Source organism: Bradyrhizobium sp. AZCC 2289 (genome assembly GCF_036924615.1).
Lineage (GTDB): Bacteria > Pseudomonadota > Alphaproteobacteria > Rhizobiales > Xanthobacteraceae > Bradyrhizobium.
Genome location: NZ_JAZHRY010000001.1, coordinates 336,671 through 360,728, shown reverse-complemented (window position 1 = coordinate 360,728; position 24,058 = coordinate 336,671). Strand labels below are relative to the sequence as shown.

At 62.9% G+C, this 24,058-nt stretch carries 28 protein-coding genes and 2 pseudogenes; 20 read left to right on the top strand and 10 right to left on the bottom strand.

The genetic code is table 11. The features are described 5' to 3' along the window. The first annotated feature begins 97 nt into the window (after positions 1 to 97). Entirely contained in the window at positions 98 to 1,135 is a 1,038-nt protein-coding gene (locus V1289_RS01895; protein ID WP_334395395.1) for a transglycosylase SLT domain-containing protein, read from the top strand. Between the two features lie 314 nt (positions 1,136 to 1,449). After that, entirely contained in the window at positions 1,450 to 2,625 is a 1,176-nt protein-coding gene (locus V1289_RS01890) for a DUF2336 domain-containing protein (RefSeq protein ID WP_334395394.1), read from the top strand. 146 nt (positions 2,626 to 2,771) lie between these two features. Here V1289_RS01890 and V1289_RS01885 read toward each other — a convergent pair whose 3' ends face one another. The 3 genes from V1289_RS01885 to V1289_RS01875 all read right to left on the bottom strand — a co-directional run bounded on the left by V1289_RS01885 (position 2,772) and on the right by V1289_RS01875 (position 4,821). After that, complete coding sequence (locus V1289_RS01885) at positions 2,772 to 3,350, bottom strand: Hpt domain-containing protein (RefSeq protein WP_334395393.1); 579 nt, start codon at positions 3,348 to 3,350, stop codon at positions 2,772 to 2,774. A 27-nt stretch (positions 3,351 to 3,377) separates the two neighbouring features. Beyond that, positions 3,378 to 3,923, bottom strand: a complete 546-nt coding sequence (locus V1289_RS01880) for a response regulator (RefSeq protein ID WP_074814934.1) — start codon at positions 3,921 to 3,923, stop codon at positions 3,378 to 3,380. Between the two features lie 118 nt (positions 3,924 to 4,041). Next, positions 4,042 to 4,821 carry an NAD kinase gene (locus V1289_RS01875; RefSeq protein ID WP_074275390.1) on the bottom strand — a complete coding sequence of 260 codons (780 nt, stop codon included), beginning with the start codon at positions 4,819 to 4,821 and terminating at the stop codon, positions 4,042 to 4,044. A gap of 185 nt (positions 4,822 to 5,006) precedes the next feature. Here V1289_RS01875 and V1289_RS01870 point away from each other — a divergent pair, with 185 nt between their 5' ends. Beyond that, on the top strand, positions 5,007 to 6,566 hold the full coding sequence (locus V1289_RS01870) for a S10 family peptidase (RefSeq protein ID WP_334395392.1): 1,560 nt from the start codon (positions 5,007 to 5,009) through the stop codon (positions 6,564 to 6,566). A gap of 291 nt (positions 6,567 to 6,857) precedes the next feature. Here V1289_RS01870 and V1289_RS01865 read toward each other — a convergent pair whose 3' ends face one another. Next, positions 6,858 to 7,655 (bottom strand): substrate-binding domain-containing protein, encoded by a 798-nt coding sequence (locus V1289_RS01865; protein WP_334395391.1) that lies wholly within the window; start codon positions 7,653 to 7,655, stop codon positions 6,858 to 6,860. A 146-nt stretch (positions 7,656 to 7,801) separates the two neighbouring features. Here V1289_RS01865 and cnbZ point away from each other — a divergent pair, with 146 nt between their 5' ends. Further along, the gene (cnbZ, locus tag V1289_RS01860) at positions 7,802 to 8,551 is read left to right on the top strand and encodes a 2-amino-5-chloromuconate deaminase CnbZ (protein WP_334395390.1); all 750 of its coding nucleotides are present in this window, start codon (positions 7,802 to 7,804) and stop codon (positions 8,549 to 8,551) included. A gap of 78 nt (positions 8,552 to 8,629) precedes the next feature. Here cnbZ and V1289_RS01855 read toward each other — a convergent pair whose 3' ends face one another. Continuing rightward, positions 8,630 to 9,556, bottom strand: a complete 927-nt coding sequence (locus V1289_RS01855; protein ID WP_334395389.1) for a LysR family transcriptional regulator — start codon at positions 9,554 to 9,556, stop codon at positions 8,630 to 8,632. A gap of 213 nt (positions 9,557 to 9,769) precedes the next feature. On the opposite strand from V1289_RS01855, the gene V1289_RS01850 reads away from it, so the two are divergent. The 6 genes from V1289_RS01850 to V1289_RS01825 are packed head-to-tail and all read left to right on the top strand — an operon-like array spanning position 9,770 to position 15,930. Continuing rightward, a complete protein-coding gene (locus V1289_RS01850; RefSeq protein ID WP_334395388.1) occupies positions 9,770 to 12,952 on the top strand; it encodes an efflux RND transporter permease subunit in 3,183 nt (1,060 codons plus the stop codon). A 14-nt stretch (positions 12,953 to 12,966) separates the two neighbouring features. Beyond that, a complete protein-coding gene (locus V1289_RS01845; RefSeq protein WP_334395387.1) occupies positions 12,967 to 14,163 on the top strand; it encodes an efflux RND transporter periplasmic adaptor subunit in 1,197 nt (398 codons plus the stop codon). A 12-nt stretch (positions 14,164 to 14,175) separates the two neighbouring features. Further along, complete coding sequence (gene opgC, locus V1289_RS01840; RefSeq protein ID WP_334395386.1) at positions 14,176 to 14,784, top strand: OpgC domain-containing protein; 609 nt, start codon at positions 14,176 to 14,178, stop codon at positions 14,782 to 14,784. Further along, a complete protein-coding gene (locus tag V1289_RS01835; protein WP_334395385.1) occupies positions 14,781 to 15,533 on the top strand; it encodes a COG4280 domain-containing protein in 753 nt (250 codons plus the stop codon). Before opgC ends, V1289_RS01835 begins: the two co-directional genes overlap by 4 nt. Further along, the gene (locus V1289_RS01830) at positions 15,530 to 15,736 is read left to right on the top strand and encodes a hypothetical protein (protein ID WP_334395384.1); all 207 of its coding nucleotides are present in this window, start codon (positions 15,530 to 15,532) and stop codon (positions 15,734 to 15,736) included. Before V1289_RS01835 ends, V1289_RS01830 begins: the two co-directional genes overlap by 4 nt. A 41-nt stretch (positions 15,737 to 15,777) precedes the next feature. Further along, positions 15,778 to 15,930 (top strand): hypothetical protein, encoded by a 153-nt coding sequence (locus V1289_RS01825; RefSeq protein ID WP_334395383.1) that lies wholly within the window; start codon positions 15,778 to 15,780, stop codon positions 15,928 to 15,930. Positions 15,931 to 16,111: 181 nt separating this feature from the next. On the opposite strand, the gene V1289_RS01820 is transcribed toward V1289_RS01825, so the two are convergent. Both V1289_RS01820 and V1289_RS01815 read right to left on the bottom strand, forming a co-directional pair. After that, positions 16,112 to 16,660: a tetratricopeptide repeat protein gene (locus tag V1289_RS01820; RefSeq protein ID WP_309177711.1), complete on the bottom strand. Its 549-nt coding sequence runs from the start codon at positions 16,658 to 16,660 to the stop codon at positions 16,112 to 16,114. A gap of 22 nt (positions 16,661 to 16,682) precedes the next feature. Then, positions 16,683 to 17,225 carry a tetratricopeptide repeat protein gene (locus V1289_RS01815; RefSeq protein WP_334395382.1) on the bottom strand — a complete coding sequence of 181 codons (543 nt, stop codon included), beginning with the start codon at positions 17,223 to 17,225 and terminating at the stop codon, positions 16,683 to 16,685. A gap of 285 nt (positions 17,226 to 17,510) precedes the next feature. On the opposite strand from V1289_RS01815, the gene V1289_RS01810 reads away from it, so the two are divergent. From V1289_RS01810 to V1289_RS01795, 4 genes are all read left to right on the top strand, one after another. Further along, on the top strand, positions 17,511 to 17,828 hold the full coding sequence (locus V1289_RS01810; RefSeq protein ID WP_334395381.1) for a His-rich protein BRANT: 318 nt from the start codon (positions 17,511 to 17,513) through the stop codon (positions 17,826 to 17,828). 206 nt (positions 17,829 to 18,034) lie between these two features. Then, on the top strand, positions 18,035 to 18,457 hold the full coding sequence (locus V1289_RS01805; protein ID WP_074278430.1) for a hypothetical protein: 423 nt from the start codon (positions 18,035 to 18,037) through the stop codon (positions 18,455 to 18,457). 265 nt (positions 18,458 to 18,722) lie between these two features. Beyond that, entirely contained in the window at positions 18,723 to 19,439 is a 717-nt protein-coding gene (locus tag V1289_RS01800; protein ID WP_309177707.1) for an outer membrane protein, read from the top strand. A 196-nt stretch (positions 19,440 to 19,635) separates the two neighbouring features. Then, positions 19,636 to 19,875 carry a hypothetical protein gene (locus V1289_RS01795; protein ID WP_334407214.1) on the top strand — a complete coding sequence of 80 codons (240 nt, stop codon included), beginning with the start codon at positions 19,636 to 19,638 and terminating at the stop codon, positions 19,873 to 19,875. Between the two features lie 38 nt (positions 19,876 to 19,913). Here the strand turns inward: V1289_RS01795 and V1289_RS01790 are convergent. Beyond that, positions 19,914 to 20,150 (bottom strand): annotated as a pseudogene (locus tag V1289_RS01790) (hypothetical protein); the annotation flags it as partial. 201 nt (positions 20,151 to 20,351) lie between these two features. Here V1289_RS01790 and V1289_RS01785 point away from each other — a divergent pair. From V1289_RS01785 to V1289_RS01775, 3 genes are all read left to right on the top strand, one after another. Beyond that, a complete protein-coding gene (locus tag V1289_RS01785; RefSeq protein ID WP_334395380.1) occupies positions 20,352 to 20,465 on the top strand; it encodes a glucose transporter in 114 nt (37 codons plus the stop codon). Positions 20,466 to 20,576: 111 nt separating this feature from the next. Then, positions 20,577 to 20,945, top strand: coding sequence for a hypothetical protein (locus tag V1289_RS01780; RefSeq protein WP_334395379.1), 369 nt, complete (start codon positions 20,577 to 20,579; stop codon positions 20,943 to 20,945). Then, positions 20,942 to 21,697 carry an alpha/beta fold hydrolase gene (locus V1289_RS01775; protein WP_334395378.1) on the top strand — a complete coding sequence of 252 codons (756 nt, stop codon included), beginning with the start codon at positions 20,942 to 20,944 and terminating at the stop codon, positions 21,695 to 21,697. Before V1289_RS01780 ends, V1289_RS01775 begins: the two co-directional genes overlap by 4 nt. A 118-nt stretch (positions 21,698 to 21,815) precedes the next feature. Here the strand turns inward: V1289_RS01775 and V1289_RS01770 are convergent, their stop codons facing one another. Together V1289_RS01770 and V1289_RS01765 are read right to left on the bottom strand one after the other, a co-directional pair. Next, the gene (locus tag V1289_RS01770) at positions 21,816 to 22,232 is read right to left on the bottom strand and encodes a hypothetical protein (RefSeq protein WP_334395377.1); all 417 of its coding nucleotides are present in this window, start codon (positions 22,230 to 22,232) and stop codon (positions 21,816 to 21,818) included. A gap of 345 nt (positions 22,233 to 22,577) precedes the next feature. Beyond that, positions 22,578 to 22,751, bottom strand: coding sequence for a GGDEF domain-containing protein (locus tag V1289_RS01765; protein ID WP_334395376.1), 174 nt, complete (start codon positions 22,749 to 22,751; stop codon positions 22,578 to 22,580). Positions 22,752 to 22,800: 49 nt separating this feature from the next. On the opposite strand from V1289_RS01765, the pseudogene V1289_RS01760 reads away from it, so the two are divergent. The 3 genes and pseudogenes from V1289_RS01760 to V1289_RS01750 form a co-directional block, all read left to right on the top strand. Continuing rightward, positions 22,801 to 23,043, top strand: a pseudogene (locus tag V1289_RS01760) (CAP domain-containing protein); the annotation flags it as partial. Between the two features lie 144 nt (positions 23,044 to 23,187). Next, entirely contained in the window at positions 23,188 to 23,433 is a 246-nt protein-coding gene (locus V1289_RS01755; protein WP_334395375.1) for a hypothetical protein, read from the top strand. A gap of 190 nt (positions 23,434 to 23,623) precedes the next feature. Beyond that, complete coding sequence (locus V1289_RS01750) at positions 23,624 to 24,010, top strand: helix-turn-helix domain-containing protein (protein WP_334395374.1); 387 nt, start codon at positions 23,624 to 23,626, stop codon at positions 24,008 to 24,010. The last annotated feature ends 48 nt before the right edge of the window (positions 24,011 to 24,058 follow it).

Here is a 24,058-nt window from a genome sequence, read left to right as displayed (position 1 = left end):
TTAACCATAATTGTCCCAGGGTGGCGCGGTATTAGGCGCTGATTGCCAGTGCGCACAGGCCGCGCGGTCGTTTCGCGAGGAGCGGGGCACCAAGGACATGTCGGTCGACACAACAAACGCCACGGCTGCGGCAGGTGTCGACCCAACACGTCTCAAGATTGCGGGCTCCATCAAGCAGGCCGCCTCCAGCACCGGTGCCAGCTTCGAATATCTGCTCACCACCGCCAGGATGGAATCCAACTTCAATCCGAAGGCCGGCGCCTCGACCTCGTCGGCGCACGGGCTCTTTCAATTCATCGACCAGACCTGGCTCGGTACGGTCAAGGAAGCGGGCAGCCAGCTTGGCTACGGCAAATATGCCGACGCCATCAGCAAGAACGGCGACGGCGGCTATTCGGTCAGCGATCCGACCGCGCGGGCCGCGATCATGAAGCTGCGCGACGATCCCGACGCCGCGTCCTCGATGGCGGGGGTGCTGAGCCAGTCCAACAGTTTTAAGCTGACCGGCAAGATCGGCCGTCGTCCGACCGACGCTGAATTGTATATGGCGCATTTCATGGGCGTAGGCGGCGCCGCAAAATTGATCTCGAACGCCGAAGACAATCCGCAAGCCTCAGCGGCGCGGATGTTTCCCAACGCCGCTGCGGCGAACCGCTCGATCTTCTATGATCGATCAGGCAACGCGCGCAGCGTCTCCGACGTCTATTCGGTGCTGAGTTCGCGCTACGCCGGTGCGGCCAATTCCAGGGACACGCGCACGGCGTTTGCTGCGCTCGGCGGCGATCCGCAAAAGGGGATTGCGCTCGCGAGCGCCGTGCCGACGCCCGCGCTGTCGATCGACAGCGCCGCGTATCTTTCGAGCTTTCCGGATTCGCGCGCCGTGACGCCGGTCTCCGCGACATCGCAGACCGCTTCGGCGCAGCCCAATCCGATCTTCCGATCGCTGTTCCAGGCCGGCGATCGCACCCAGCCGATTTCGCCGGCGGTGCAGGAATTGTGGGGCAACTCGTCGTCACTGACCTCGGTAGTCGCGTCGGCAACGCCTGTGTCGTCGCTGTCCGGACAGACCCCCGAGGTTCGTCCGCCGGGCCGGCTCGATCTGTTCAGCGACCGCAGCGGGATGTTCAGCAGCTGATTCCTCATGGTGAGGAGGCGCGTCCTCGCGCCGTCTCCCGGACGATGCTTCGCATCGCCGAGGGAACCATGAGGCCCCGGTAGCGCCCGCGGCCATCCTTCGAGACGCCGCGCGAGATGCGCGGCTCCTCAGGATGAGGTTCGAGCCAGTGGCAAGCGCTTCCGCGAGAGGCCGCGGGCTCCCTCCCACCCTTAACAAAACGTCAATAAAACCAGCCGTTTATGGTGAACCCTTTGTTAAGCGTCATGGTTTATTTTGTATGACAGTGGCATCGCGTCACGGTGTCGTTTCGGGTTGCGTAGGCCGGCAGGACCATGATCGTTCGGCAGTTCATCAGTTGGATTCGTACCGCTCCGGCGGGCGAGCGGGCCGAGGCGACGCGGTCGCTGGCGCGGGCCTGGTTGATTTCAGATCTTTCAGAAGACGATCGCGGCGGCGCCGAGGGCGCGCTTCTGATGCTGCTCGACGATCCGTCGCCGCTGGTGCGTCAGGCCATGGCGGAAGTGTTTGCGCGCAGCGCTGAGGCGCCGGCCGCCATCGTGCAGGCGCTGTCGCTCGACCAGCCCTCGATCGCACTCCCAGTGCTCGAATATTCACCCCTTTTGATCGACGCCGACCTCGTCGACATCGTAGCTACCGGCAATAGCGAGACGCAATGCGCGATCGCCCGCCGCATCAATCTGCCGACATCCGTCAGTGCAGCGATCGCCGAAGTCGGCTCACCGGCCGCAGCACTCGAACTGATCGAAAATGCTTATGCGGAGCTGGCGCCATTCTCCTGGGACCGCATCGTCGAGCGTCACGGCCATCTCGCTGCGATCCGGGAATCGATGCTGGTGCTGGAAGGCCTGCCGGCCGCGACGCGGCTGGCGCTGGTGGCAAAGCTCTCCGACACGCTGGCGCAATTCGTCGTCGCCCGCAACTGGCTGAGCGCCGACCGGGCGGAGCGGGTTGCCGGCGAGGCGCGCGAGCGCTCCACCGTCAACATCGCGGCGCGCTCGCGCGGCGAGGACATGCAGGGCCTGGTGCGGCACCTGCGCGCCAGCGGGCAGTTGACCGCCGGATTGATCCTGCGCGCGCTGTTGTCGGGCAATCTCGAACTGTTCGATGCTTCGCTCGCCGAATTATCAGGCCTGCCGCACGCCCGCGTCACCGCGCTGCTGCATGACCGCGGCGGCGCCAGCCTGCAGGCGCTGTTGATCCGCGCCGGTTTCCCGGAGTCGACTTTCGCGGCGTTCAGGGTGGCGCTCGAGGTCAGCCACGAAACCGGTTATGTCGACACGGTTGGAGGCGCGGCGCGGCTGCGCCGCCGCATGGTCGAGCGCGTGCTGACCCATTGCGAAACCGATCGGCAGGCCGCCGAGCCGCTATTGATCCTGCTGCGCCGCTTTGCGACGGAATCGGCGAGGGAAGAAGCCCGCACGTTCTGCGACGAGCTGATCGCCGAAGAGGCGATAGCGCCGCCGGAGCACGATCTGATCGCGGCGTAGGCGAAACTCCAGCAACATATCAGCTGTCGTCGCTGCGAAAGCAGGGACCAATAGCCACCGTCGCCAATTGTTGAAAAAGGCAATTACCACATCGCTTCACGGATAAGCCGCGGCGTATGGGTCCCTGCTTTCGCAGGGACGACGGATCACTCCGCCGGAACGATGCTCGGCGCGAGGATGGCTTCGAGGTGCTCGGGACGGTCGCGATTGGCGTGGGTGAGGAATACGTCCGCGATGCCGCGGAGCTGCTTGCTCAGCGCACTCGCCGTCACGGCGGTGTCGAGCTTGGTGCGCTCGCGCACGATGGCCTGAATGGCGTTGATGTGATGCGCGATCAGGTTCGCCGGCACGGCGGCGAGATCGGGAGCATGCTCAATGATGCGGCACAGGCTCTCGGCGGCGGCGCCCGCAGAAGGGAAGCCGAACGTAGCGGCGTCGCCCTTGATGTCGTGGGCGGCGCGAAACAGCTCTTCGCGGGCCTCGTCGGTGAAGCCGTCGTGCAGCACGGCGGCGTGGGCCGCGGAGAGCCGGTCGGCTTCGATCGCCATCCAGTTCTTGAATTCGCCGGACAGGCCGGCCAACGCCTTCTCGGCGCGTCCGACGGGATCGTCGAGATCGCTTTCGGGGACGCGGAGCAATACCTTGCGCAGCGGATTGGGTTGCGTAATCACATGATGATCGGCGAAGCTTTTGACCTGTAGCTTGCCCGGCTGTTCTTTTGCCATGGTGATCTCCTTAACGAAGCTCGCGCGCTAAACGCTGGATCGCGCCTTGTCCAGCAGCGACGGCTGCTGCATGACTTCCACTTCGCCGCCGATGCGGCGCTCGGGACCGATATAGGCGTTGTTGGTGTTGCGCCGGCGGTCCGGACCGAAATAGGTCTTGGTCTTGATGAAGGGCCGCGGATTGGCGACAACGTTGAGGATACGCTGATAAAGGCCCTTGGCCGAGATCGGCTTGGCCAAAAACTCTGTGACGCCAGCGTCGCGCGCCACGGTCACGCGCCGCTTTTCCGAATGCCCGGTCAGCATGATGATCGGCGCGTACGGGTTACCCTTGGATTCCGGCTGCCGGATCATCTGCGCAAGCTCAAGCCCGTCGAAGATCGGCATCGACCAGTCGGTGATGACGATATCGGGCACGTAATGGCTGTACATTTCGAGCGCGGTGGCGCCGTCCTCGGCCTCATAGGCCTCGCGCGCGCCGAACGAATGCAGCAGCGTCCGCAGGATGCGGCGCATATGCGGATTGTCGTCGCAAATCAGAAATCGCAGCTTGTTGAAGTCGATGCGATACATGGTCCGGCCCCGAAGGGCATACCCGGCCAAACGGTATACCCGGCGTTAACCATATCGCGGCGCGGGTTAACGAATGGTTGCCAAAGGCTGCCAACAGGGGCCGCGGGGGACGACCAGACTAGTGCCCGAACTGCTCGCGCAAAATGCGCTCTTCGAGGCTGTGGCCGGGGTCGAACAACATCCGCATCGAGATCGTCTTGTCGGACAGCACCTCGACGCGGCGGACGTCGCGCACCTCGTCATGGTCGGCGACCGCCGCGACCGGGCGCTTCTCCCCCTCGAGCACCTCGATCACCACGAAAGCGGTATTCGGGAGCAGGGCGCCACGCCAGCGCCGCGGCCGGAACGCGCTGATCGGGGTCAAGGCCAGCAGCGCCGCGTTGATCGGCAGGATCGGTCCCTGCGCGGAAAGATTATAGGCGGTCGAGCCGGCCGGCGTCGCCACCAGGATGCCGTCGGCGATCAATTCCGCCATCCGTTCGTGCTCGTCGATCAGGATGCGCAGGCGCGCGGCCTGATAGGTCTGGCGAAACAGCGCGACTTCGTTGATGGCATGATGCAGATGCACCGCGCCATGGGCGTCGGTGGCGCGCATCAACAGCGGGTGGATCAGGGATTCGCGCGCGGCAGCCAGCCTGGTGTGCAGGTCGTGAGTCGTGAATTCGTTCATCAGGAAGCCGACGGTGCCGCGATGCATGCCATAGATCGGCTTGCCCGAGCGCATGTGGGCGTGCAGCGTCTGCAGCATCAGGCCGTCGCCGCCGAGCGCCACCACGACGTCGGAATCGTCGGCGTGGTGATTGCCGTAGAGGCTGGTCAGCTGCGCCAGCGCCGCCTGCGCCTCGGTGCCAGCGCTCGCTACGAAGGCGATCCGGTCATATCGCTTGGGGCGGGTCATGGGGCGGCGTACTCATCTCGCGCGCGGGTACTGGGCGCGCCGCGCTCGTCTATACAGCTTGGCCGGGCTTGTCGAGATGGTCCGTGGGCCCTTGCGGGCGCCGCCAAGCTGTCGCAGTTTTGGGCTACAACTCGCGGCCGGCGCCACCGGCGCCGCCTGATCGCGGGATCCAGGGAGTGAAGTACATGGCTATCGGTTTTGCGGCGCGCATCGGCGTCGCGCTGCTGGCGCTGTCCCTCGCCGCCGGAGCGCGGGCCGACGATGAGCAGGAGACGCCCAAGCCGCAACCCGCGGCGACGCCCACGCCTTCAGGTCAAAAGGGCGGAGCGGGGCGCGGCAATGCCGCCACGACGCCGCCGCCCGCCGAGCAACATCGCCTGCCGCCGGATTCGACGACAAAACAGACGCTCGCGCTGCCCGGGCGCACGCTGGCCTTTACGGCGACCGCGGGCTCGATCCGCCTCTTCGACGACAAGGGCGAGCCGCAGGCCGATATCGCCTACACGTCCTACCAGCTCGACGGCACCGAGAAGGCCAACCGGCCGGTCACGTTCCTGTTCAATGGCGGGCCCGGCGCGTCCTCGGCCTGGCTGCAGCTCGGCGATGCCGGCCCATGGCGGCTGTCGATCGGCGGCGATGGGGCGGTCGCTTCCGCCTCGCCGGACTTGCTGCCCAATGCCGAGACGTGGCTCGACTTCACCGATCTCGTCTTCATCGATCCCGTCGGCACCGGCTACAGCCGCTTCGTCGCCTCGGGCGAGGATGTCCGCAAGCGGTTCTTCTCCGTCGATGGCGATGTCAGTTCGATCGCGCTGGTGATCCGGCGCTGGCTGGAAAAATACGACCGTCTGCTGTCGCCGAAATTCGTTGCCGGCGAAAGCTATGGCGGCATCCGCGGACCCAAGGTGGTTCACAACCTGCAGACCCAGCAGGGCGTCGGCGTGCGAGGGCTGATCCTGGTGTCGCCGGTGCTCGACTTCCGCGAATATCAGGGATCGAGCATGCTGCAATATATGACGAGCCTTCCCACCATGGCGGCGGTGGCGCGCGAAGCCAAGGGGCCCGTGACGCGGAACGATCTCGCCGACGTCGAACGCTACGCGCAGGGCGAATTTCTGGTCGACCTCGTCAAGGGACTGGCGGACACCGAGGCCACGACGCGGCTTGCCGACAAGGTGGCGGCCTTGACCGGCATCGACCAGGCCGTGAGCCGCAGGCTTGCCGGGCGTTTCGAGGTCGGCGAATTCCGCCGCGAGTTTGACCGGCGCAACGGCAAGGTGACCGGTCGTTACGATGCGTCGGTCGAAGGCTTCGATCCCTATCCGGATTCGAGCTACTTTCATTTCGGCGATCCATCCGGCGATTCACTGCTGGCGCCCCTGACCAGCGCGGCCGTCGATCTCACCACGCGCAAGCTCAACTGGCGGCCGGATGGGTCCTACCAACTGCTCAGCGACACCGTGAACAAGGCCTGGGATTTCGGCCGCGGGCAAAATCCGGCCGAGTCGGTTTCCCAGCTGCGGCAGATTCTGGCGCTCGACCCGAAGATGAAATTGCTGGTCGGGCACGGGCTGTTCGACCTCGCCACACCTTACTTCGCCTCAAAGATCATCCTCGACCAGCTGCCGGCCTTTGCCGGCCCCGTCAGGGTGAAACTCGCCGTCTATCCCGGCGGCCACATGTTCTACTCGCGCGACGGGGCGCGGCAGGCATTTCGGAGCGAGGTCGAGGGGCTGATGAAGTGAGGCAAGCCAGCAACCTATGGATTGAGCTTGCCGCGGCGCCAGCGAAGTCGTGAACGCAATCGGTACATCGCCGACCGGGCCGACCGGGCTTTCAGCACGAATGTGATAATCCACTCCGGTGCTCCCAGATACCGGAGCGCTTCTAGGCTTCCCTCGAGCTCACGTTGCCAGAAGTTCGCATCGGGAAATGATCATGATCGCTGACGCACCATTCCAACGCGCATGACCATACGATGAGTTCCGGCATTCGCCGCAACGACAAGTCGCGGATTGGCGCAATCCGATTGCGCATCAGCGAGCCGAGGGCGGCATCAGCCCGGCCTTCGAGATCACGGGCGCGGCCTCGGGCGAGGCGAGGAAGCGGAGCAGGGCGCAGGCCGCCTCGGGCTCGCGGACCGTACTGGTGAGCACGCCGGCGAAAGAAAACATCGGCTGGAGTTCGGCCGGGATCGCCCCGACATAGGTAACTCCAGCGACATGGATCAGCTCGGCGACCTGTTGGAATCCAATCTCCGCCTCGCCACGCGCGACAACGTTCGCCACCGGCTCGCCGGACGGCGGTCCGCGCACTTTTCGGCTCTTGCCCGCGATCTGGTCGGCGATGCCGAGCTTTGCAAACAATGTCGTCGACAGATAATTGCCGCTGCCGCTGTCCGAATACGCGATGGACTTTGCCGCCAGCAGCGTATTGCGGAAGGCCTCGACCGTGGCGATGTCAGGCTTTACAGCCCCTTCGCGCACGACCATGCCGACCAGCGAGCGCGCGAGTTCGATCTTGCTGTCGGGGCGCACCAGTCCGCGTCTGCCCAACTCGTCGGCGGCGCCGCCATCCAGTATCACGACATCGGCGGCTTCGCCTCGGGCGAGCCGGGCGGGGATCGCCTCCGGCGAGTCGCCCATCGACGGACCGCGCGTCGTGACCAGATGGTGACCGCTGGCGCGCTCGAAAGCCGGGCCGAGCTCCGAATAGGCCCCGTGAAAGCCGGCCGAGATCATCACGTGCACATCGGCGGCAGAGGCTGCCCCGACCGTCGACAGGGCGGCAGCACCGATCAGGGCCAGCAAACGAAAAAGCGAGCTCGGTTTCATTCGGCTTCTCCTGCCACGGTCACGCGCAGGCGTGGACGAATCCAGTGCACTGTCGCCGCAATTGTGATGAAGAGAGGTAGCCGAACGCGGCAACTCGCGCCACAGTCATTGCAGGCGCGACCTGTCCGCCGCAGCAAAGAGGCGTCATGATCGAGACCGTTGAAGCTGAACACAGTGGCTACCGTTTCGTGCCGGGCGTCAGCCAGTACTCCTGCGGCATCGCAGCACTTGCCGGCTTTACCATCGAGCGGGTGCGCTTCGCCGATCCAGTGCCGCTGAAGGCGGGTTTTGAGCGGATCGCGAAAATCCTCAAAGCGGCCGGGCGTCCGCTGACCGCCTTTGGCGCCTGCGAGTTGCGCTCGCCGGCGCCGTTCACCGAAGAAGGTTTTCGAGCCTTCAACGAGATCTACATCAAGACGCTGATCGAATGGGGTGTCATGAAGGATGGCGTCAATCCAGTGGCGCGCAGCAATGTCTGCCCGAAAATCGATCCACCCGCCGAGCCATGCTTCCACGCGTTCGCCTACGCCGTGCCGGCAGCGCACGCGCCGCAATCCTTCGTCATTGCCGGGAGCGGCGAGTCCGTCGAAGGCAAGGCGAACTACCGCGACCACATCGTCAGCCCCGGCGACACCAGTCCGGCCGGCATGCTGGCAAAAGCAAAATGGGTGCTCGACGAAATGGAGCGCCGCATGGGCGCGTTCGGCGGCACCTGGAAACAGACGACCAGCGTGCAGCTCTATACCGTGCAGGACGTCTATTCGATTCTAGAGAGCGAACTCGGCCGCCGCGGCGTGTTGAGGTGCGGCCTGACCTGGCATTTCAACCGGCCGCCGGTGGTCGGGCTCGACTACGAGATGGACTGCCGCTGCGTTCACATCGAGCGGGTGGTCTAGCGTCTGCGTTCGGTGCAAGGCGGACATTTGGCAATTTGCCCGCTTGTTCAGGTGGTTTTTGTTGGATTGCTGGAGGATTTATGTAGCACGGAAGTCGTTGGCGACACGGTCGATAACTTCCCGCAGCCACGCATGCGCAGGCTGGTTGTCTAGCCGGCGCAGCCAAATCGTGGCGGCTTCGACCGGTTTGGGCGGGCGCGATAGTTGACGGAAAGCAAGCTGGTGAGACTTTACTAAGCTTTTGGCGACGTTGAGCGGAAGCACCGATACCAGATCCGATGACGCCAGTATCTGCGCCGCTGACAGGAACGGCGCGCGCATGGCTGGCTTCAGGGCAGGCTTTGATTTTCCGAAGCCCGCGCCAATAAAATCAGGTCCAAATTGAGCAGACGAAATTTCCAGTTGGGCGAGAGTTGCCAGCTTCTCCGTCGAGAATTCCGGTTCTCTCGCCGCCGGATGACCCTTGCGATGCACAACGACGAATCGATCCTGCAGCAAGCGCCTGAGAGAAAATCGCTCGCCCTGGACGCCGGGCGGACCGATCGCCAAATGCAGTTCGCTTCGATCGAGCTGTTCGAGAACGTCCAACGTGCCACTGGGCCGGAAATCCAGCCTCACTCCAGGAGCAGTCCTGGCGACATGTGCCGCGATCGGCGCCACCAGAACGATGGCCGCATAATTATCGACAGCAATGCGGAATGTTGCCGTCGCCTTTGACGCATCGAACTGCATCGGTTCCAGCGATTGTTGCAATCCGTCGAGGGCGACCCGGATCGGCGTGGCGAGCTCCTCGGCCCGCGGGGTCGGCGCCATTCCGTTCGGGCTCCGGACGAACAATTCGTCCTTCAACATGTGACGCAGTCGGGTGAGCGCATGGCTCATCGCGGGCTGACTGAGCCCCAGTCGCTGCCCCGCCCGGGTCACCGATCGGTCCCGCATGATGGCGTCGAACACCACCAGCAGATTCAGATCGATCGCGGCCAGCTTGGGCATCGTCTTGGTCAAGCGACTGGAACTCCACCACAATTCAAAACACGCATGTGATGATGAAGAGAATGCATTTTACGAATGCGAAACTCAACCCTAGATTCCGACTTGTCGATTGGAAGATTGCACCTCGCGAGGCCGCGAGAGGGCAGGTGGGTTGCGGGCGCTAAGGCGGTCCTAAGAATCGGCGGCTACCGCGACAACGCATCGTTTATCACCTGGGAGAGCGTTATGATCGGAATCGTTCGGCTCGCCTTGCGGCGGCCGTATACATTCGTCGTCATGGCGGTGCTGATCCTGATCTTCGGCACGGCGTCGGCGCTGCGGACGCCGACCGACATCTTCCCGAACATCAACATCCCCGTCATAAGCGTGGTGTTCAGCTACACCGGCCTGCCGGCCGACGATATGGCCGGCCGCATCGTCACGTTCTACGAGCGGTCGCTGCCCAACAGCGTCAACGATATCGAGCATATCGAATCCCAGTCGATCGTGAACTACGGGATCATCAAGATCTTTTTTCAGCCGACCGTGAACATCAATGCCGCGCTGGCGCAGGTCAACGGCATGTCGCAGACCGTGCTGAAGCAGATGCCGCCGGGCATCACGCCGCCGCTGATCCTGAGCTTCAATGCCTCGAGCGTCCCGATTCTGCAGCTCGCGCTCTCGAGCGACCAGATGTCCGAAACCCAGATTTTCGACTCGGCGCTGAATTTCATCCGCCCGGCGCTGGCTCCGGTTCCCGGTGCCGCGCTGCCGCTCCCGTTCGGCGGCAAGGTGCGCCAGGTCCAGGCCGACCTCAACCAGCAGGCGCTGCATCAATATGGCGTGTCGGCGAACGACGTCATCAACGCGCTTTCGCTGCAGAATTTGATTACGCCGGTTGGAACCCAGAAAATCGGCTCATACGAATACACCGTCAACCTGAACGACTCGCCAAAGGCGGTCGAAGCCTTCAACGACCTCCCGATCAAGACCGTCAATGGCACCGTCATCTATATGCGCGACGTGGCCTATGTGCATGACGGCAGTCCGCCGCAGACCAACGCCGTTCACGTCAACGGCGCCAGCGCCGTGCTGCTGACCATCATGAAGGCCGGCACAAGTTCGACGCTCGACATCATCAATGGCGTCAAGAACCTGCTGCCCTCGGTGTCCAAGACGCTTCCCGGCAACCTGAAGCTGACGGCGGTCGGCGATCAATCGGTTTTCGTGACCGACGCAGTATCCAGCGTCGTCAGGGAAGGCGTGATCGCGGCGGTGCTGACGGGGATGATGATCCTGCTGTTCCTCGGCAGCTGGCGCTCGACGCTCATCATCACGCTCTCGATTCCGCTGGCGATCCTGGCCGCGCTGACCGGGCTTTCGCTGCTGGGCGAGACCATCAACGTCATGACGCTCGGCGGTCTGGCGCTCGCGGTCGGCATCCTGGTCGACGACGCGACCGTCACCATCGAAAACATCAATTGGCATCTCGAGCAGGGCAAGGAGATCGAGCCCGCGATTCTCGATGGCGCGCACCAGATCGTGGTGCCGGCGACCGTGTCGCTGCTCTGCATTTGCATCGCCTTCGTGCCGATGTTCGGGCTTGGCGGCGTCGCCGGTTACCTGTTCCGGCCGCTTGCCGAGGCGGTGATGCTGGCACTTGCCGCTTCCTACGTACTGTCGCGCACGCTGGTGCCGACGCTGGCAAACTATCTCCTGCGCAATCAACACGTCCACGGCTCGACTGACGAGGCTGGTCACGCCAACAGCCGCAATCCGCTGGCCCGCTTCCAGCGCGGCTTCGAACATGTGTTCGAAAACATCCGCAACGGTTATCAGGGCCTGCTGCAGCTGTGTCTGCGGAACCGGGTCAAGGTGATCGCCGGTTTCCTGGTCTTCAGCGTCTTGTCGTTCGGCCTTGCGCCCTACCTCGGCCAGGACTTCTTCCCGACCGTGGACGGCGGCCAGATAAAACTTCATATCCGCGCCCCGACGGGAACGCGGATCGAGGAAACAACGAGCCTGACCGACCGGGTCGGGACCGCGATTCACGGCATCATTCCATCAAACGAGCTCGACGGCATCGTGAGCAATATCGGGCTCACGGTCTCGGGCATCAACATGGCCTATAACAATTCCGGCACCATCGGCGTCGGCGACGCGGACATCCTGATCAGCCTCAAGCCCAATCATGCGCCGACCGACGACTACATCAAGACCATGCGCGAGAAACTGCCGCAGCAGTTTCCGGGTACGAGCTTTGCCTTCCTGCCGGCCGATATCGTCAGCCAGGTGCTGAATTTTGGTGTCCCGGCGCCCATCGACCTCCAGATCGCCGGCAGGGATCTCGTGGCAAATCGCAAATATGCCAATGCACTGCTGACGAAGGTCAAAGCGATCCCGGGCATCGCCGATGCGCGCATCCAGCAGGCGTTTCAGCAGCCGACCCTCGACGTCAATGTCGACCGTTCGCTGACCTCGCTTGCCGGCCTTACCGAAAAGGACGTCGCCACCGCCATGCTGACGACGCTGTCGGGAAGCTCGCAGTCGGCCCCAACCTATTGGCTGAACCCGGCCAACGGCGTTTCCTACGCGGTCTCGGTTCAGACGCCGCAGCGCGACATCAACACCATGACCGGCCTGCAAAACATTCCGGTGACGTCCGCCACCGCCGCCAACACCCAGCTCCTTGGCGGCCTGGCGCAAGTCCAACGCACCAACAGCAACGCCGTCGTGTCGCACTACAACGTTCAGCCAGTGATCGACATTTTTGCGACCCCCCAGGGACGCGATCTCGGTGCGCTCGCGTCCGACATTCAAAAGGCGATCCACGACACGGCAAAGGATCTGCCCCAGGGCGCGAGCGTCGTGCTGCGGGGCCAGGTGAGCACGATGACCAGCGCCTATCAGCAGCTGTTCGTCGGTCTCGCGGCAGCGATCGTGCTGATCTATTTGCTGATCGTCATCAACTTTCAGTCCTGGGTCGATCCCTTCGTCATCGTGATGGCGCTGCCGACTGCATTGGCCGGCATCGTCTGGATTCTGTTCGGGACCGGAACGACGCTTTCGGTTCCCGCACTCACCGGCGCGATCATGTGCATGGGGGTGGCGACCGCCAACAGCATTCTGGTGATCAGCTTTGCCCGCGATCGAATGGCGGCGGGCGCGAACGCCATGGCGGCGGCATTCGAGGCGGGCGGTTCGCGGTTTCGTCCGGTCCTGATGACGGCGCTCGCGATGGTCATCGGCATGCTGCCGATGGCGATCGAGCCCGGGCAGAACCAGCCACTGGGGCGCGCCGTGATCGGCGGACTGATCTTTGTCACCTGCGCCACGCTGTTCCTGGTGCCCACAATCTTCAGCCTGGTGCACGGCCGGAAGTCTCACGCCGTAAATCAGGCGAACGCTGCAACCTCATCATCGCATTAAGCGGAGAACAAGAAATGTCCCCGGAAGACGTCAAAGCCCCTAGTCGGCGCAGCCTCCTGACGGCCGCCACGGCAGGAGTTCTCCTTGCCAGCGTCGTGGTCGGCTACGGCTTCGTCAACCGTGCGCAGAGCAAGCAGGAAGTGGTGAACTGGACCAACGCGCAGAGTATCCCGACCGTTGCCCTTGCCCAACCGATCCCCGGCAGCTCGCAACAGACGCTGACGCTGCCCGGCAATATCCAGCCCTTCAACCGGGCGGCGATCTTCGCGCGGGTGAACGGCTATGTGAAGAGCTGGGATCACGACATCGGAACGGCGGTAAAGGCCGGGCAGGTGCTGGCCACCATCGACGCTCCGGATCTCGATCAGCAGCTCAGCCAGGCCAAAGCGACATTGGCGAGCGTCAGGGCCAATCATCAAATTGCCTCGCTCACCGCCAACCGGAACAACATCCTGTTGCAAAAGCAGATCGTGGCCCAGCAGCTTGCGGACCAGACCACCGCCGACGAGAAGGCGAAGGAGGCCGTCGTCGACGCCAACCAGGCCAACGTCCGGCAGCTCGAGGCGATGCAGTCGTTCAAGACGCTTTCCGCGCCCTTTGATGGCGTCGTGACCGCCCGAAATGTCGAACTCGGAATGCTGATCAATTCGGGAGGAGGTTCCGGTCAGGCGCTGTTCGAGGTGTCGGACCTGCATCGCGTCCGCATTTACGTGCAGGTACCGCAATCGTTTTCCGCCGGGTTGACCGTGGGAATGAAGGCGACATTCGAAATGCCGCAATATCCGGGCGCGCAATTCGACGCGACGCTCTCGCATATTTCCAAGTCGATCAATCCAAATTCGCACAGCATGCAGGTCGAGCTCCAGGCCGACAATGCAGCCGGAAAATTCTTCGGCGGCAGTTACTGCAATGTGCATTTCGAAATTCCGACGGACGCGAATTTGGTAACAATTCCATCTACCGCGCTTGTGACCGGGAATCAGGGCACGCAGGTCGCAACCCTCGACAGCAACAATAAGGTCGTCCTCAGGAGTGTGCAGTTGGGCCGCGATCTCGGTGACAGTGTGGAGGTCACTGCGGGCCTGTCCCGGTCCGATCGGATCGTCAACAATCCTCCGGAGACATTAACGGCAGGAGATACGGTTCACGTGGCCGCTGCAGCGCCGCAGGCCGGCGTAGCCGCATCGTCTTCGAAAACGGTAAGGCAATAAGAGGCACGTTCCATGCGGCTTTGTGCAGATCCTCCTCCCGCAGCACGAGACGTCAGGCTTGACCTGTTTCGCGGCTTGGCGAACTGGGCGATCTTTCTGGATCACGTCCCGCACGAGGTGCTGAGCTGGACGACAATCAAGCATTATGGATTCAGCGACGCCGCCGTGTTCTGGCTGGCCATCGCTACCCTTGTCTTCTCTTCCGTCGTGACGATGGCAATTCGGACACCGGATCTCGGTGGTCTTGTTCCGCATTGGATCCTGCAGCCATTCCATCCCAACGATAAGACCTATCTCGCGCCCCACCGTATCGTTCACTTCATTGCTCTCGCTGTCGTCGTCACGCGCTTCCTGCCGGTGGATTCGCCCCTTCTGCAAAGGCGCTCGCTGGCACCGCTGATCAAATGCGGCCGGAACTCGCTTCAGGTCTTTTGCACCGGCTTCGTGCTGTCGTTTTGCGCCCATGCCGCGATCGAACTAAGCTTGAACTCCCTCTGGGTTCAGATTCTCGTCGGTGCGACAGGAATAGTGCTCATGACTGCGATCGCATACTACTGGACGTGGTCCAAACGGCGGAATCGCATGCTTCCTTCGCATGCTCGACTCGGAGGCATCGCGTGACAAGTAATTTGGCGCTCGTTTGGCCGGCGGTGACGGCCGCGTTCCTGGCCTCGCTGGTCGAGGCGGTCGAGGCTCTGACGATCGTGCTCGCCGTCGCCATGGTTCGCGGCTGGCGGCCGGCCGGACTTGGCGCCCTCGCTGGCCTGCTGTTGCTGGCGCTCATTGTCGTGGCGCTCGGGCCGTTGCTCGATCAGGTGCCACTGCACCTGTTGCAGCTCGTCATTGGCATTCTGCTGCTGCTGTTCGGCATGCGGTGGCTGCGTAAGGCGATTTTGCGCGCGGCCGGCGTCATCCCGCTGCATGATGAAGCGGCGGCGTTCGCGACCGAGACGGCGGAACTGCGCGAGCAGGCCCGCCGCAACGAGGCGCGGCTTGATTGGATCGGGGGACTCACGACCTTCAAGGCGGTCCTTCTCGAAGGGCTTGAAGTCGTTTTTATCGTGATTGCGCTCGGCGCCGGTCGCGGAATGCTCGTTCCCGCAAGCGTCGGCGCCGTGGCCGCATGTCTGGCGGTTGCAGCCGTCGGCTTGATCGTGCATCGGCCGTTGGCGCGCGTTCCGGAAAACACGCTCAAATTCGCGGTCGGCATCATGCTTTCGGCGTTTGGCGTCTTTTGGACTGGCGAAGGTCTCGGCGTGGCCTGGCCGGGCGCGGATTTCGCGATCGTCGGATTTGCGGCGATGTTTCTGGTCGTCAGCAGCGCGGCAGTCGGGCTCGCGCGCCGTCCCAAGGCGGAGCTTCAGTCATGACGGTCCTGACCAACGCGTTGCGCGAACTGGCCGGACTGTTCGTCGATGACGGCGCGCTGGCGCTCGTGATCATAGCCGTCGTCGTCCTCGCCGGCATGGTGGCGACGCTGATGCCGGGCGCTCCGTTGGCGGCGGGCGCCATCCTGTTGTTTGGTTGTCTCGCTGCGCTGCTTGCGAGCGTGGCTAGAGCCGCGCGGCGTTGACATCATCGCGCGTGGCGATTGCGCGTTCACGAAACGGCGCCTTGAACTATTCGGCCGCCTCGATGCGTTTGCCGCTCGCACCCGGCATTTCCCTGCGCCCTCTGATTTCTATGGGCGAATGTTTCCCGCACGACTCGGGCGTATCGCGCCGCGAGGTCGCGAAATTAGGTCTGCTCGGCAATTTTGAAAATTGAATCAGAAACTGTAGCAGAGGCGCGGTGCAGCGGTTGTGCGCGTATCATCAACGTCATTGCGCGGAGCGTAAGCGACGAAGCAATCCAGTCTGCCTTCGCAGCTCTGGATTGCTTCGCGGAGCCTGTCATCGGGCGCGCATTCGCGCGACCCGTTGGCCCGCAATGACGCCTGGGGGTGCAATCAGTAAACCAGCCCGGTGCCGGGCGGCTTCTCCAGCGCCGCGGCGAGCGAGCGATACTCCTCGCTGCTGGTGCCGGCGAGCGCTGCGATCCGGCTTAAGTGATATTGCGCCTGATCGCGGTTGCCCTGCTCGACCTGCCAAAGCCCGTAATACTGCCAGGTCTTGACGTGGTTCGGATCGGCCTTGAGCGCGCGCTCGTACCAGATCTGCGAGACCTTGTAGTCGCCGAGCTTGCGATAGGAGTAGCCGATCAGATTGGCAACGGCGGCGCTGTCGTCATGCCCGAGCGCCTTCAACTGCTCGATTGCGGTGGCGTAGTCGTTGCGATCGTAGATCGTGGCGTAGGCGGTGCGATAGCCCTTCGCGAACGCGGTCTCTTCGATGCCCGGGCGAATTTCGGATCTCTTCGCTTTCTTGCCCTTGGTTGGGGGCGGCGTCGGCGGCGGATCGTTGTCGGGCGCGGCATAGACCGCGGTGACCACGGGGGCCGCCGCCAGCGTCAGCGACAAGATGGCAAGCGTCAAAAGCCTGATCGCGAACTTTTTCATGCGTTTCTCCTGTTGACGTCGTTCAGTAAACCAGACCGGTACCCGGCGGCTTTTCGAGCGCGGCTGCGAGCGAACGATATTCCTCGCTGCCGGTGCCGGCGAGTGCTGCGAGCCGGTTCAGATGATATTGCGCCTGGTCGCGGTTGCCCTGTTCGAGCTGCCACAGGCCGTAATACTGCCACGTCTTGACGTAGTTCGGGTCGGCCTTGAGCGCGCGCTCGTACCAGATCTGCGAGACCTTGTAGTCGCCGAGCTTGCGATAGGAGTAGCCGATCAGATTGGCGACGTCGGCGCGGTCGTCATGTCCCAGCGCCTTCAACTGCTCGATCGCGGCGGCATAATCGTTGCGATCATAGATCGTGGTGTAGGCTGTGCGATAACCGGCCAGGAATTTGGGGTCGTCGATGCCGGAGCTCTTGTCGCCCTTCTTCTTCTCTTTCTTGGTGTCGGAGGCCGGCGGCGCCGGATTGTCGCTACCTGCGGCGTAGGCCGAGAGCAGGGGCACGGCGACCAGCGCCACCGTGAACATCGCCAACGTCAAAAGCCTGACCGCAAGCTTGCGCATTCATCTCTCCTGGTTTCTGCGACCGTCGGCGATCCTACACCGAAGCCTGCTTCCTTGAACACCCGGCGGTCCGGAACATTCCCGGCCGCTAGCCGCAATTCAGGTATTTTGCGCGGGGGCAGGTGCTGCCTGTGGAACATGACAAACTTGTCATCGAGATGAACGAAGTCCGTCAACGCGCTTCAGGGTGGGTTCAGCGCGCGCTCACTAAGGTCGTCTGCATGATCAGCGAGCCCGGCCACCCGACCGGCCACCCTCGCGATCCCCTGCAAAGAGGAGACAACCATGTTCAAGACCATTTCCGCAGCGCTGCTCGCCGTTTCCGTTATCGCGGCTCCCGCGCTTGCCGCTACGGCAGACAAGACAACTCCTGCGCCGGTCACGAAAACGACCCAAGCGCCGGTAGCCAAGACCACGACCGCGCCGGTCATCAAGGCCGACCAGTCGAAATCGAAGCTGCTGAACGCGAATGCCAGGATGGGCCGCCATCATCACAAGCACTATGCCCATCATCGCCACCACAAGCACATGGCTGCGCACAAGACCCACGCGTCGCCGAAGGTTGTGACCAAGCACGTTACGTCCCCCGCCAAGCGCGGCTGACACTGTTCCGCCGGCGTGGTTCGATCCACGTTGCCCCGCCGCGCCAGCGGATATCAGGCCCGGCCCGTCCGTCACTGCTTCCCCAGTGACGGCGGGCCGGTACTGCTTTTGCCCCGCTCGAACCTCCCGCCAATAACCCAGAAGCGAATTCCAATTCGGCTCGGGGCGGTTTAAGACAATCCCGGGGGCAGGTGGAAGAATTGCGCTTGGGGACATCAACAAAAATTGCGGCGATTCTGTTGCTGCCGATCGCGCTTGCGGCCTGCGCGGACAGCGAGGGCAGCAGAAGCATCACCTATACCGACGACCGCGGCGTCGCCAACCAGCCTTATCCCAATAATTATAAGGTTGAGATCGTGTCGTTCATGAAGACCTACCTCAACAACCCCGTCGGCGTGCATGAGGCTGCGATGGCCGATCCGGTTCAGCGCGTCGTCGGCGGTCGGCTGCGCTATGTCAGTTGCCTGCGCTTCACCCCGCGCGAATCCGACGGCAGCTACCATGAACCGCGCGAGCGCGCCGTCCTCTATGTCGACGGCCGGCTCGACCGCATCATCGAGAACGCCAGCGAGCCCTGCGCCGGCGCGGTCTACGCGCCATTCCCGGCATTGGAACAGATGACGCGGTAGGGGCCGCCCTGGTGTTCGAATCCTTAAGCGGCTCCGATCACTTTTCGGCGAGCTTTGAACCTCACCTTCGCCATCTTTGACACACGCTCGGCCGCAAACCGTCTGCTTAACGGGCAAAAAAACCTTCTGTGTCAGGGAACAAACACGCTTTGTTGCCGCGCCGTCACAGCTGGGAACGATCACGGCTCCGGCATTGCCCCAAAGCAACCTAATTGAGGTCACGTTGTTTGGATTGATAGCGCAACGTTGGTAATGGGGAACAGACATGAAGAAGATTTTGCTCGGCGCCGTCGCGCTGGCCGCATTCGCGGGGCCGGCGTTTGCGGCTGACATGCCGGCACGCACCTATTCGAAGGCGCCGCCGCCCTATACGGCGCCCGCCGTGATCTATAACTGGACCGGCTTCTACATCGGCGGCCATGTCGGTGGCGCCTTCGCCGGCGACAACACCTTCCAGAGCAGCGACGCGCGCTTCCTCGGCGGCGTGCAGGGCGGCTTCGACTATCAGTTCGCGCCGAACTGGGTGGTGGGCGCCGAAGCGCAATATAGCTGGCTGACCGGCAGCAACAATAACGGGGTGCTCTTCCCCGGCGGTACGCTGGTGACCTCGAAGAACGACCAGCTCGGTTCGGTGACCGGCCGGCTCGGCTACACTTGGGGTCCGGCGCTGGTCTACGCCAAGGGTGGTTACGCCTGGCGCGACAACAGCAATATCGGGGCATCGGTTGCCGGCACGCCTGCGGCCTTCACCACCGACGGCAACCACAAGGACGGCTATACCGTCGGCGCCGGCCTCGAATACATGTTCGCGCCGAACTGGTCGGCCAAGGCCGAGTATCAGTATTACAATTTCGGCAAGACCACCTTCACCTCAGGGCCGGCCGATATTGTCGGCGTCAGCTCCCGGAACGACGAGCACACCGTCAAGGTCGGTGTGAACTACCGGTTCGGTTGGGGTGGCCCGGTTGCCGCCAAATATTGATACCGGTTGGTATCGAGACCAGAAAAGGCCGGCTCAAGCCGGCCTTTTTTGCGTCGATGGTGTCGAGCAAAGCCTTGGGCGTTGAACAAAGCCTTGCGGCTTTCGCTTCCCAGGCATGCCAAAAATAATTCCTGCAGTGCACGCAACTATTGTCATGATCAGCTATTATGGTCGCGCCGGCTGGTGGACAACGAACATGCGTGCATTTGCGTTAGGACTGATCTTTTCCGCGGTGTCTTTGCCGTGCCTTGCCCAGACCGTGCTGAAATCCGAGCCCCTTATCCTTGCCCCCTATGAGATCGCCTTCGTTCAGGACGCCTCCTGTCCGGTGGGGAAGGTACTCAAGGTGACCGGCGCGATCAGGGGACTGCACCGGCGCAAGGCCTGCGTTTCGCTGGCGTCGGAACAGGCCTCGCTGGCGACGGCAACGCCGTAAGATTGGCGATCCAAAAAGTCTCGCAAACCCCGCTGCGGCTCCAGTTGCGCCTTGCGCTCGGCGTCGGCCTTGTTCCTGGCGGGATCCTCATGCGGGTCAGGCCGGCACGACCTGATCTCATAGTCGTTGTCCAGCACCGGCCGGGGTGACGGCTTTTCCTCGTCCGTGGCCACGTCGACCACGAGGCCGCACTTCCTGGCCTGCTTCCAGACATCCGCCTCGGTCGGATAGGCCTTGCTCAGCTTGGCTTCGTGACAGAACAGCGCGTAGGGCATGGTTTGCTCCGCTAAAAGCCGTCAACGCCGCCGACGCGTAGGGGTTTCGCTCCGCGCCGCATGGAAGCCCTTCGCGGGCGAATGGGGAAATTAGTCCGTTTCGGCCCTTTTCCCGGAGTCCCTGAGTCTTTAACGAGTCCTGAATCCCGCGAAAAAGAATCCCCGAGACTCCCGGCCTAGAATCGCCGGATGTTTCCGGCCATGAGAACGGTCCCGATCCTCCAGACCTCCTGCGAGCGTGTCCAACTCACGCTGACCGTCGCGCTGCTGGCGGCCTGCGCGGCCAACGTCGCGCTGGTATGCGCCTGGCTCTAGGGCCGGCCGGGCCCCGGCGATTGACCCCACCGCCTATCCACACCCATCATGGAACGTAACGGACGCGGCCTGCGAATTGCGGCCGGTCGAAACCAAAGGGGCGGGGGCGGGATGATCGAGGTGCTGCAGCAGCGGGTCAACGGCGATGAAGGGCTGGTCCGGCGTGGACGGTATCTGACAACCACATTCCTTCTGGAAGTCGGCCCGACCGCGTGGCTGATCTCGATCTTCGAGGGCCGTGTGGTGTCGGTAACGCGGGGACCGTTCGTGATGCCGTCGTCGGCCTTCGCGCTCAGGGCACCGGAAGAGGAATGGGCGAAATTCTGGAGCCGGAGGCCGCCGCCCGGCTCGAATGATCTGATGGCGCTGATCAAGCGGCGCGTGCTCAAGGCCGACGGCAATCTCCAAATCTTCATGGCCAATCTGCGCTACTTCAAGGAGGCGCTCGCCAAGCTGCGCAGCGAAAGAGCCGCGGCATGAGCGCGACCTTCGAGCCGATCACCGGCCGCTACATGCATCTGGACTTGTTCGGCCGGCCGCACCGCATCTATGTCGAGCAGGCGGGCGAGGGCACGCCGCTGCTCTGCCTGCACACCGCCGGCAGCGACGGGCGGCAATACCGCGCGCTGATGAACGACGCGCGCATCACGCGCAACCATCGCGTCATCGCCTTCGACATGCCCTGGCATGGCAAATCGTCGCCGCCCGCCGGCTGGCACGACGAGCAGTATCAGCTCACCTCGGCGCAATACACGACCATGATCCTCGAGATCGCGGCCGCGCTCGATCTCGACAAGCCGATCGTGATTGGCTGCTCGATCGGCGGCCGCATCGCGCTGCATCTGGCGCTCGAACACCCGGAAGTGTTTCGCGCCATCATCGGGCTGCAGGCCGGCGCGCATGTCGATCCGTATTACGACCTGAATTTCCTGCACCGGAGCGACGTGCATGGCGGCGAGGTCGCCGCCGCCATCGTCTCCGGGCTGGTCGGTCCCGATGCGCCCGACAAGGAGCGCTGGGAGACGCTGTGGCATTACATGCAGGGTGGACCCGGCGTTTTCAAAGGCGACCTCTATTTCTACAAGATCGACGGCGACATCCGCGGCCGGGTCGCCGAGATCGACACCAAACGCTGCCCGCTGTTTTGTCCGGCGAGTACGACTATTCCTGCACGCCGGAGGAAACGCTGGCCGTCGCCGGCAGTATTGCGGGCAGCGAGGTCACCATCATGAAGGGGCTTGGCCACTTCCCGATGAGCGAAAACACCGGAGGTATTTCTAAACCATCTGCTGCCGGTGCTGGAGAAGATCGGCCGAAGCTGAGGTCCCGCAACCGGACCGCGCCTGAATGCTATTTGCCGAGCCGTGAGGACTCGGAGTGCTCGCCGAGGGCGGCGCGGACCTTGGCCATGGTGGCGCTGCAATAGGCCTCGCGCTCGCGGTTGAACTTCTCCTGATGGGCGCGGAAGTTGGCGACCCGCGTCCGTATCTCGGACTGGAAGTCGTCCCGCAGCTCGATTCGCGCCATCGGGACCGGCCTCGGCAGCTCGGCAACGGGCGCTATCTCGGCAAGGCTCGGCTTGAAATCAGAGGTCGGCGCGGCCGCAAAACTGGGCGCTGGCGCGTTAGATGGCAGGCGGACGTCGACCGGCTCGAAAGCGCCCGGGGTCGCAACGGGTTTATCGGCAGCCGGCGTCTTGCCGGTTACCGATTGCACGAATGCCATCGTCTGCGCGATCAGAAGATCGCGTTCTCGCATCCATTTCATGGCACACCTCAAGCCCAACCAGCATTTCAGCAAAGCGCCCTTGGGGAATCAAGCGTATGCCGTGACGTTGCGCGGCTTTGGCATCAATTTTTGCGCGCGAGGTGACAAAAGGGTGACACCGCGCGCCTCCGGCAAGGGGGTAGCCCGCGCGTTTGGTCGCCGTAATGTCGACGATCGCGCCGGGAAACAGCTCCGGCCGGCCGGATTTGCTTGCCGTGCCGCTGCCGCAGGACGACGAGCCCAAGAGGTAATATCCCGGACGTGGCGCAGATAATCTTCTTCATTGCATCTGCGCCGAAGCGGTTTGTCCTGCCGACTACCGTCTTCGGACGATGCCCGATCCAGTCATGCCGCCCATTTGTTCCGCAACCGCAACATGGGCGGCGCCGCGATACTGCGGTCGCGTCCGGCGTGCTTGGCTTCATAGAGGGCAAGATCGGCCGATCTGATCAGGTCGTGCGGCGCAAGGCCCGCCTGCGGTGTCATCGCAGCCGCGCCCACGCTGACAGTCGGAGACATGTCGGGGCGTCCCTGCTGTTGCGCACGCAACGACAACACGCTGGAGCGAATCGACTCTTCTGGGCACCGCAAGAACCTACTGTTGCACAATGCATCCCGCGTCGGGGTTGCGAGCGCTAAGGATGCAAGCGGCAAGCGCACTTACTGGGCCATGGTGATCGCCGGTGATTACGAGCCACCGAAGGGCAAAAGAGACAGGGAGCCTCTTGTTGCTGTGAAACGTGAGGCCAAGCCTTTAGGCCGACCCAAATCCAACGGCTGCCACATCAAGGTGCTCAGCCTTTGCATTTGAGGCGAATGGCGAAGTCCGAAGCGCAATAGGTGGGAAAGCGACAGCAGTATCGATATGGTCATTGCTCAAGCCCCTCAATCGCGCCATCCTGACTGTACGCTGACCGCGTCCGTACTTCGACAAGCCTGCCCATGGAGGCTGATAATGCTGCGCTCATCAAGTTGTTTCTGGATTTTGCTTTCGATATTTCTTTTAGCAAGCGATGTCGTGATGGCTCAAACGGCCTCGACCGCACAAAGCGCACCAAGCAAATCGGCGCTCCGTCATCAAGATCGCGACGAATGCACCAAGCAAGCGGTCGAGCAAAATATCGCCAAGCGCGACAGGGCAGGACCAATCAGCAAATGTATGGCCGAACGGCAGGCGTCAAGAAAGGCTTCGAAAAAGTAGAAGAAGTCCGGCCTGATCGCAGACTTCTGCAATGGGTCCGTTTGCGGTCCGCGCCGTGAATGAGCTTGAATTGCGCCAGCCGGGGTCCGCTTCGATCAAAAACTGACTTGGCGGGAATGACCGCTTCTGGCGGTGGGTTCAACTGGTCAGCGCAACACACTAATCTTCTAGCAGAGATGGAGTGTGGGCCATGAAGCAGCGACGTCGCATTTATTACCCGGCGGCTCAGCGATCTGAAATCTGGGATCGCTGGCAAGCTGGCGAGCCGATGAGTTCGATCGGACGCCGATTTGACCGGGAATCCTCTTCGGTCTTTTCGGTGATCTCGCCAAGCGGCGGCATTCGTCCACCAGCTCGGCGACGAGCCAGGAAGGCGCTCAGCCTTACTGAACGGGAGGAGATTTCCAGAGGGCTCAGCAGGCAATGTTCGTTGCGCTTGATTGCCCGCCAATTGGGACGATCTGTATCGACCATCAGCCGTGAAGTCAGTCGCAATGGTGGATCGGATCGGTATCGGGCTGCCCGGTTCGAGGGTTTTGAGGTTCGCCAGACAGTAGGACGCAGCAAGGTCGCGTAATACGCACGGACATTTTGCTGTCCATCGACCCTTGGCGGACATCGGGTT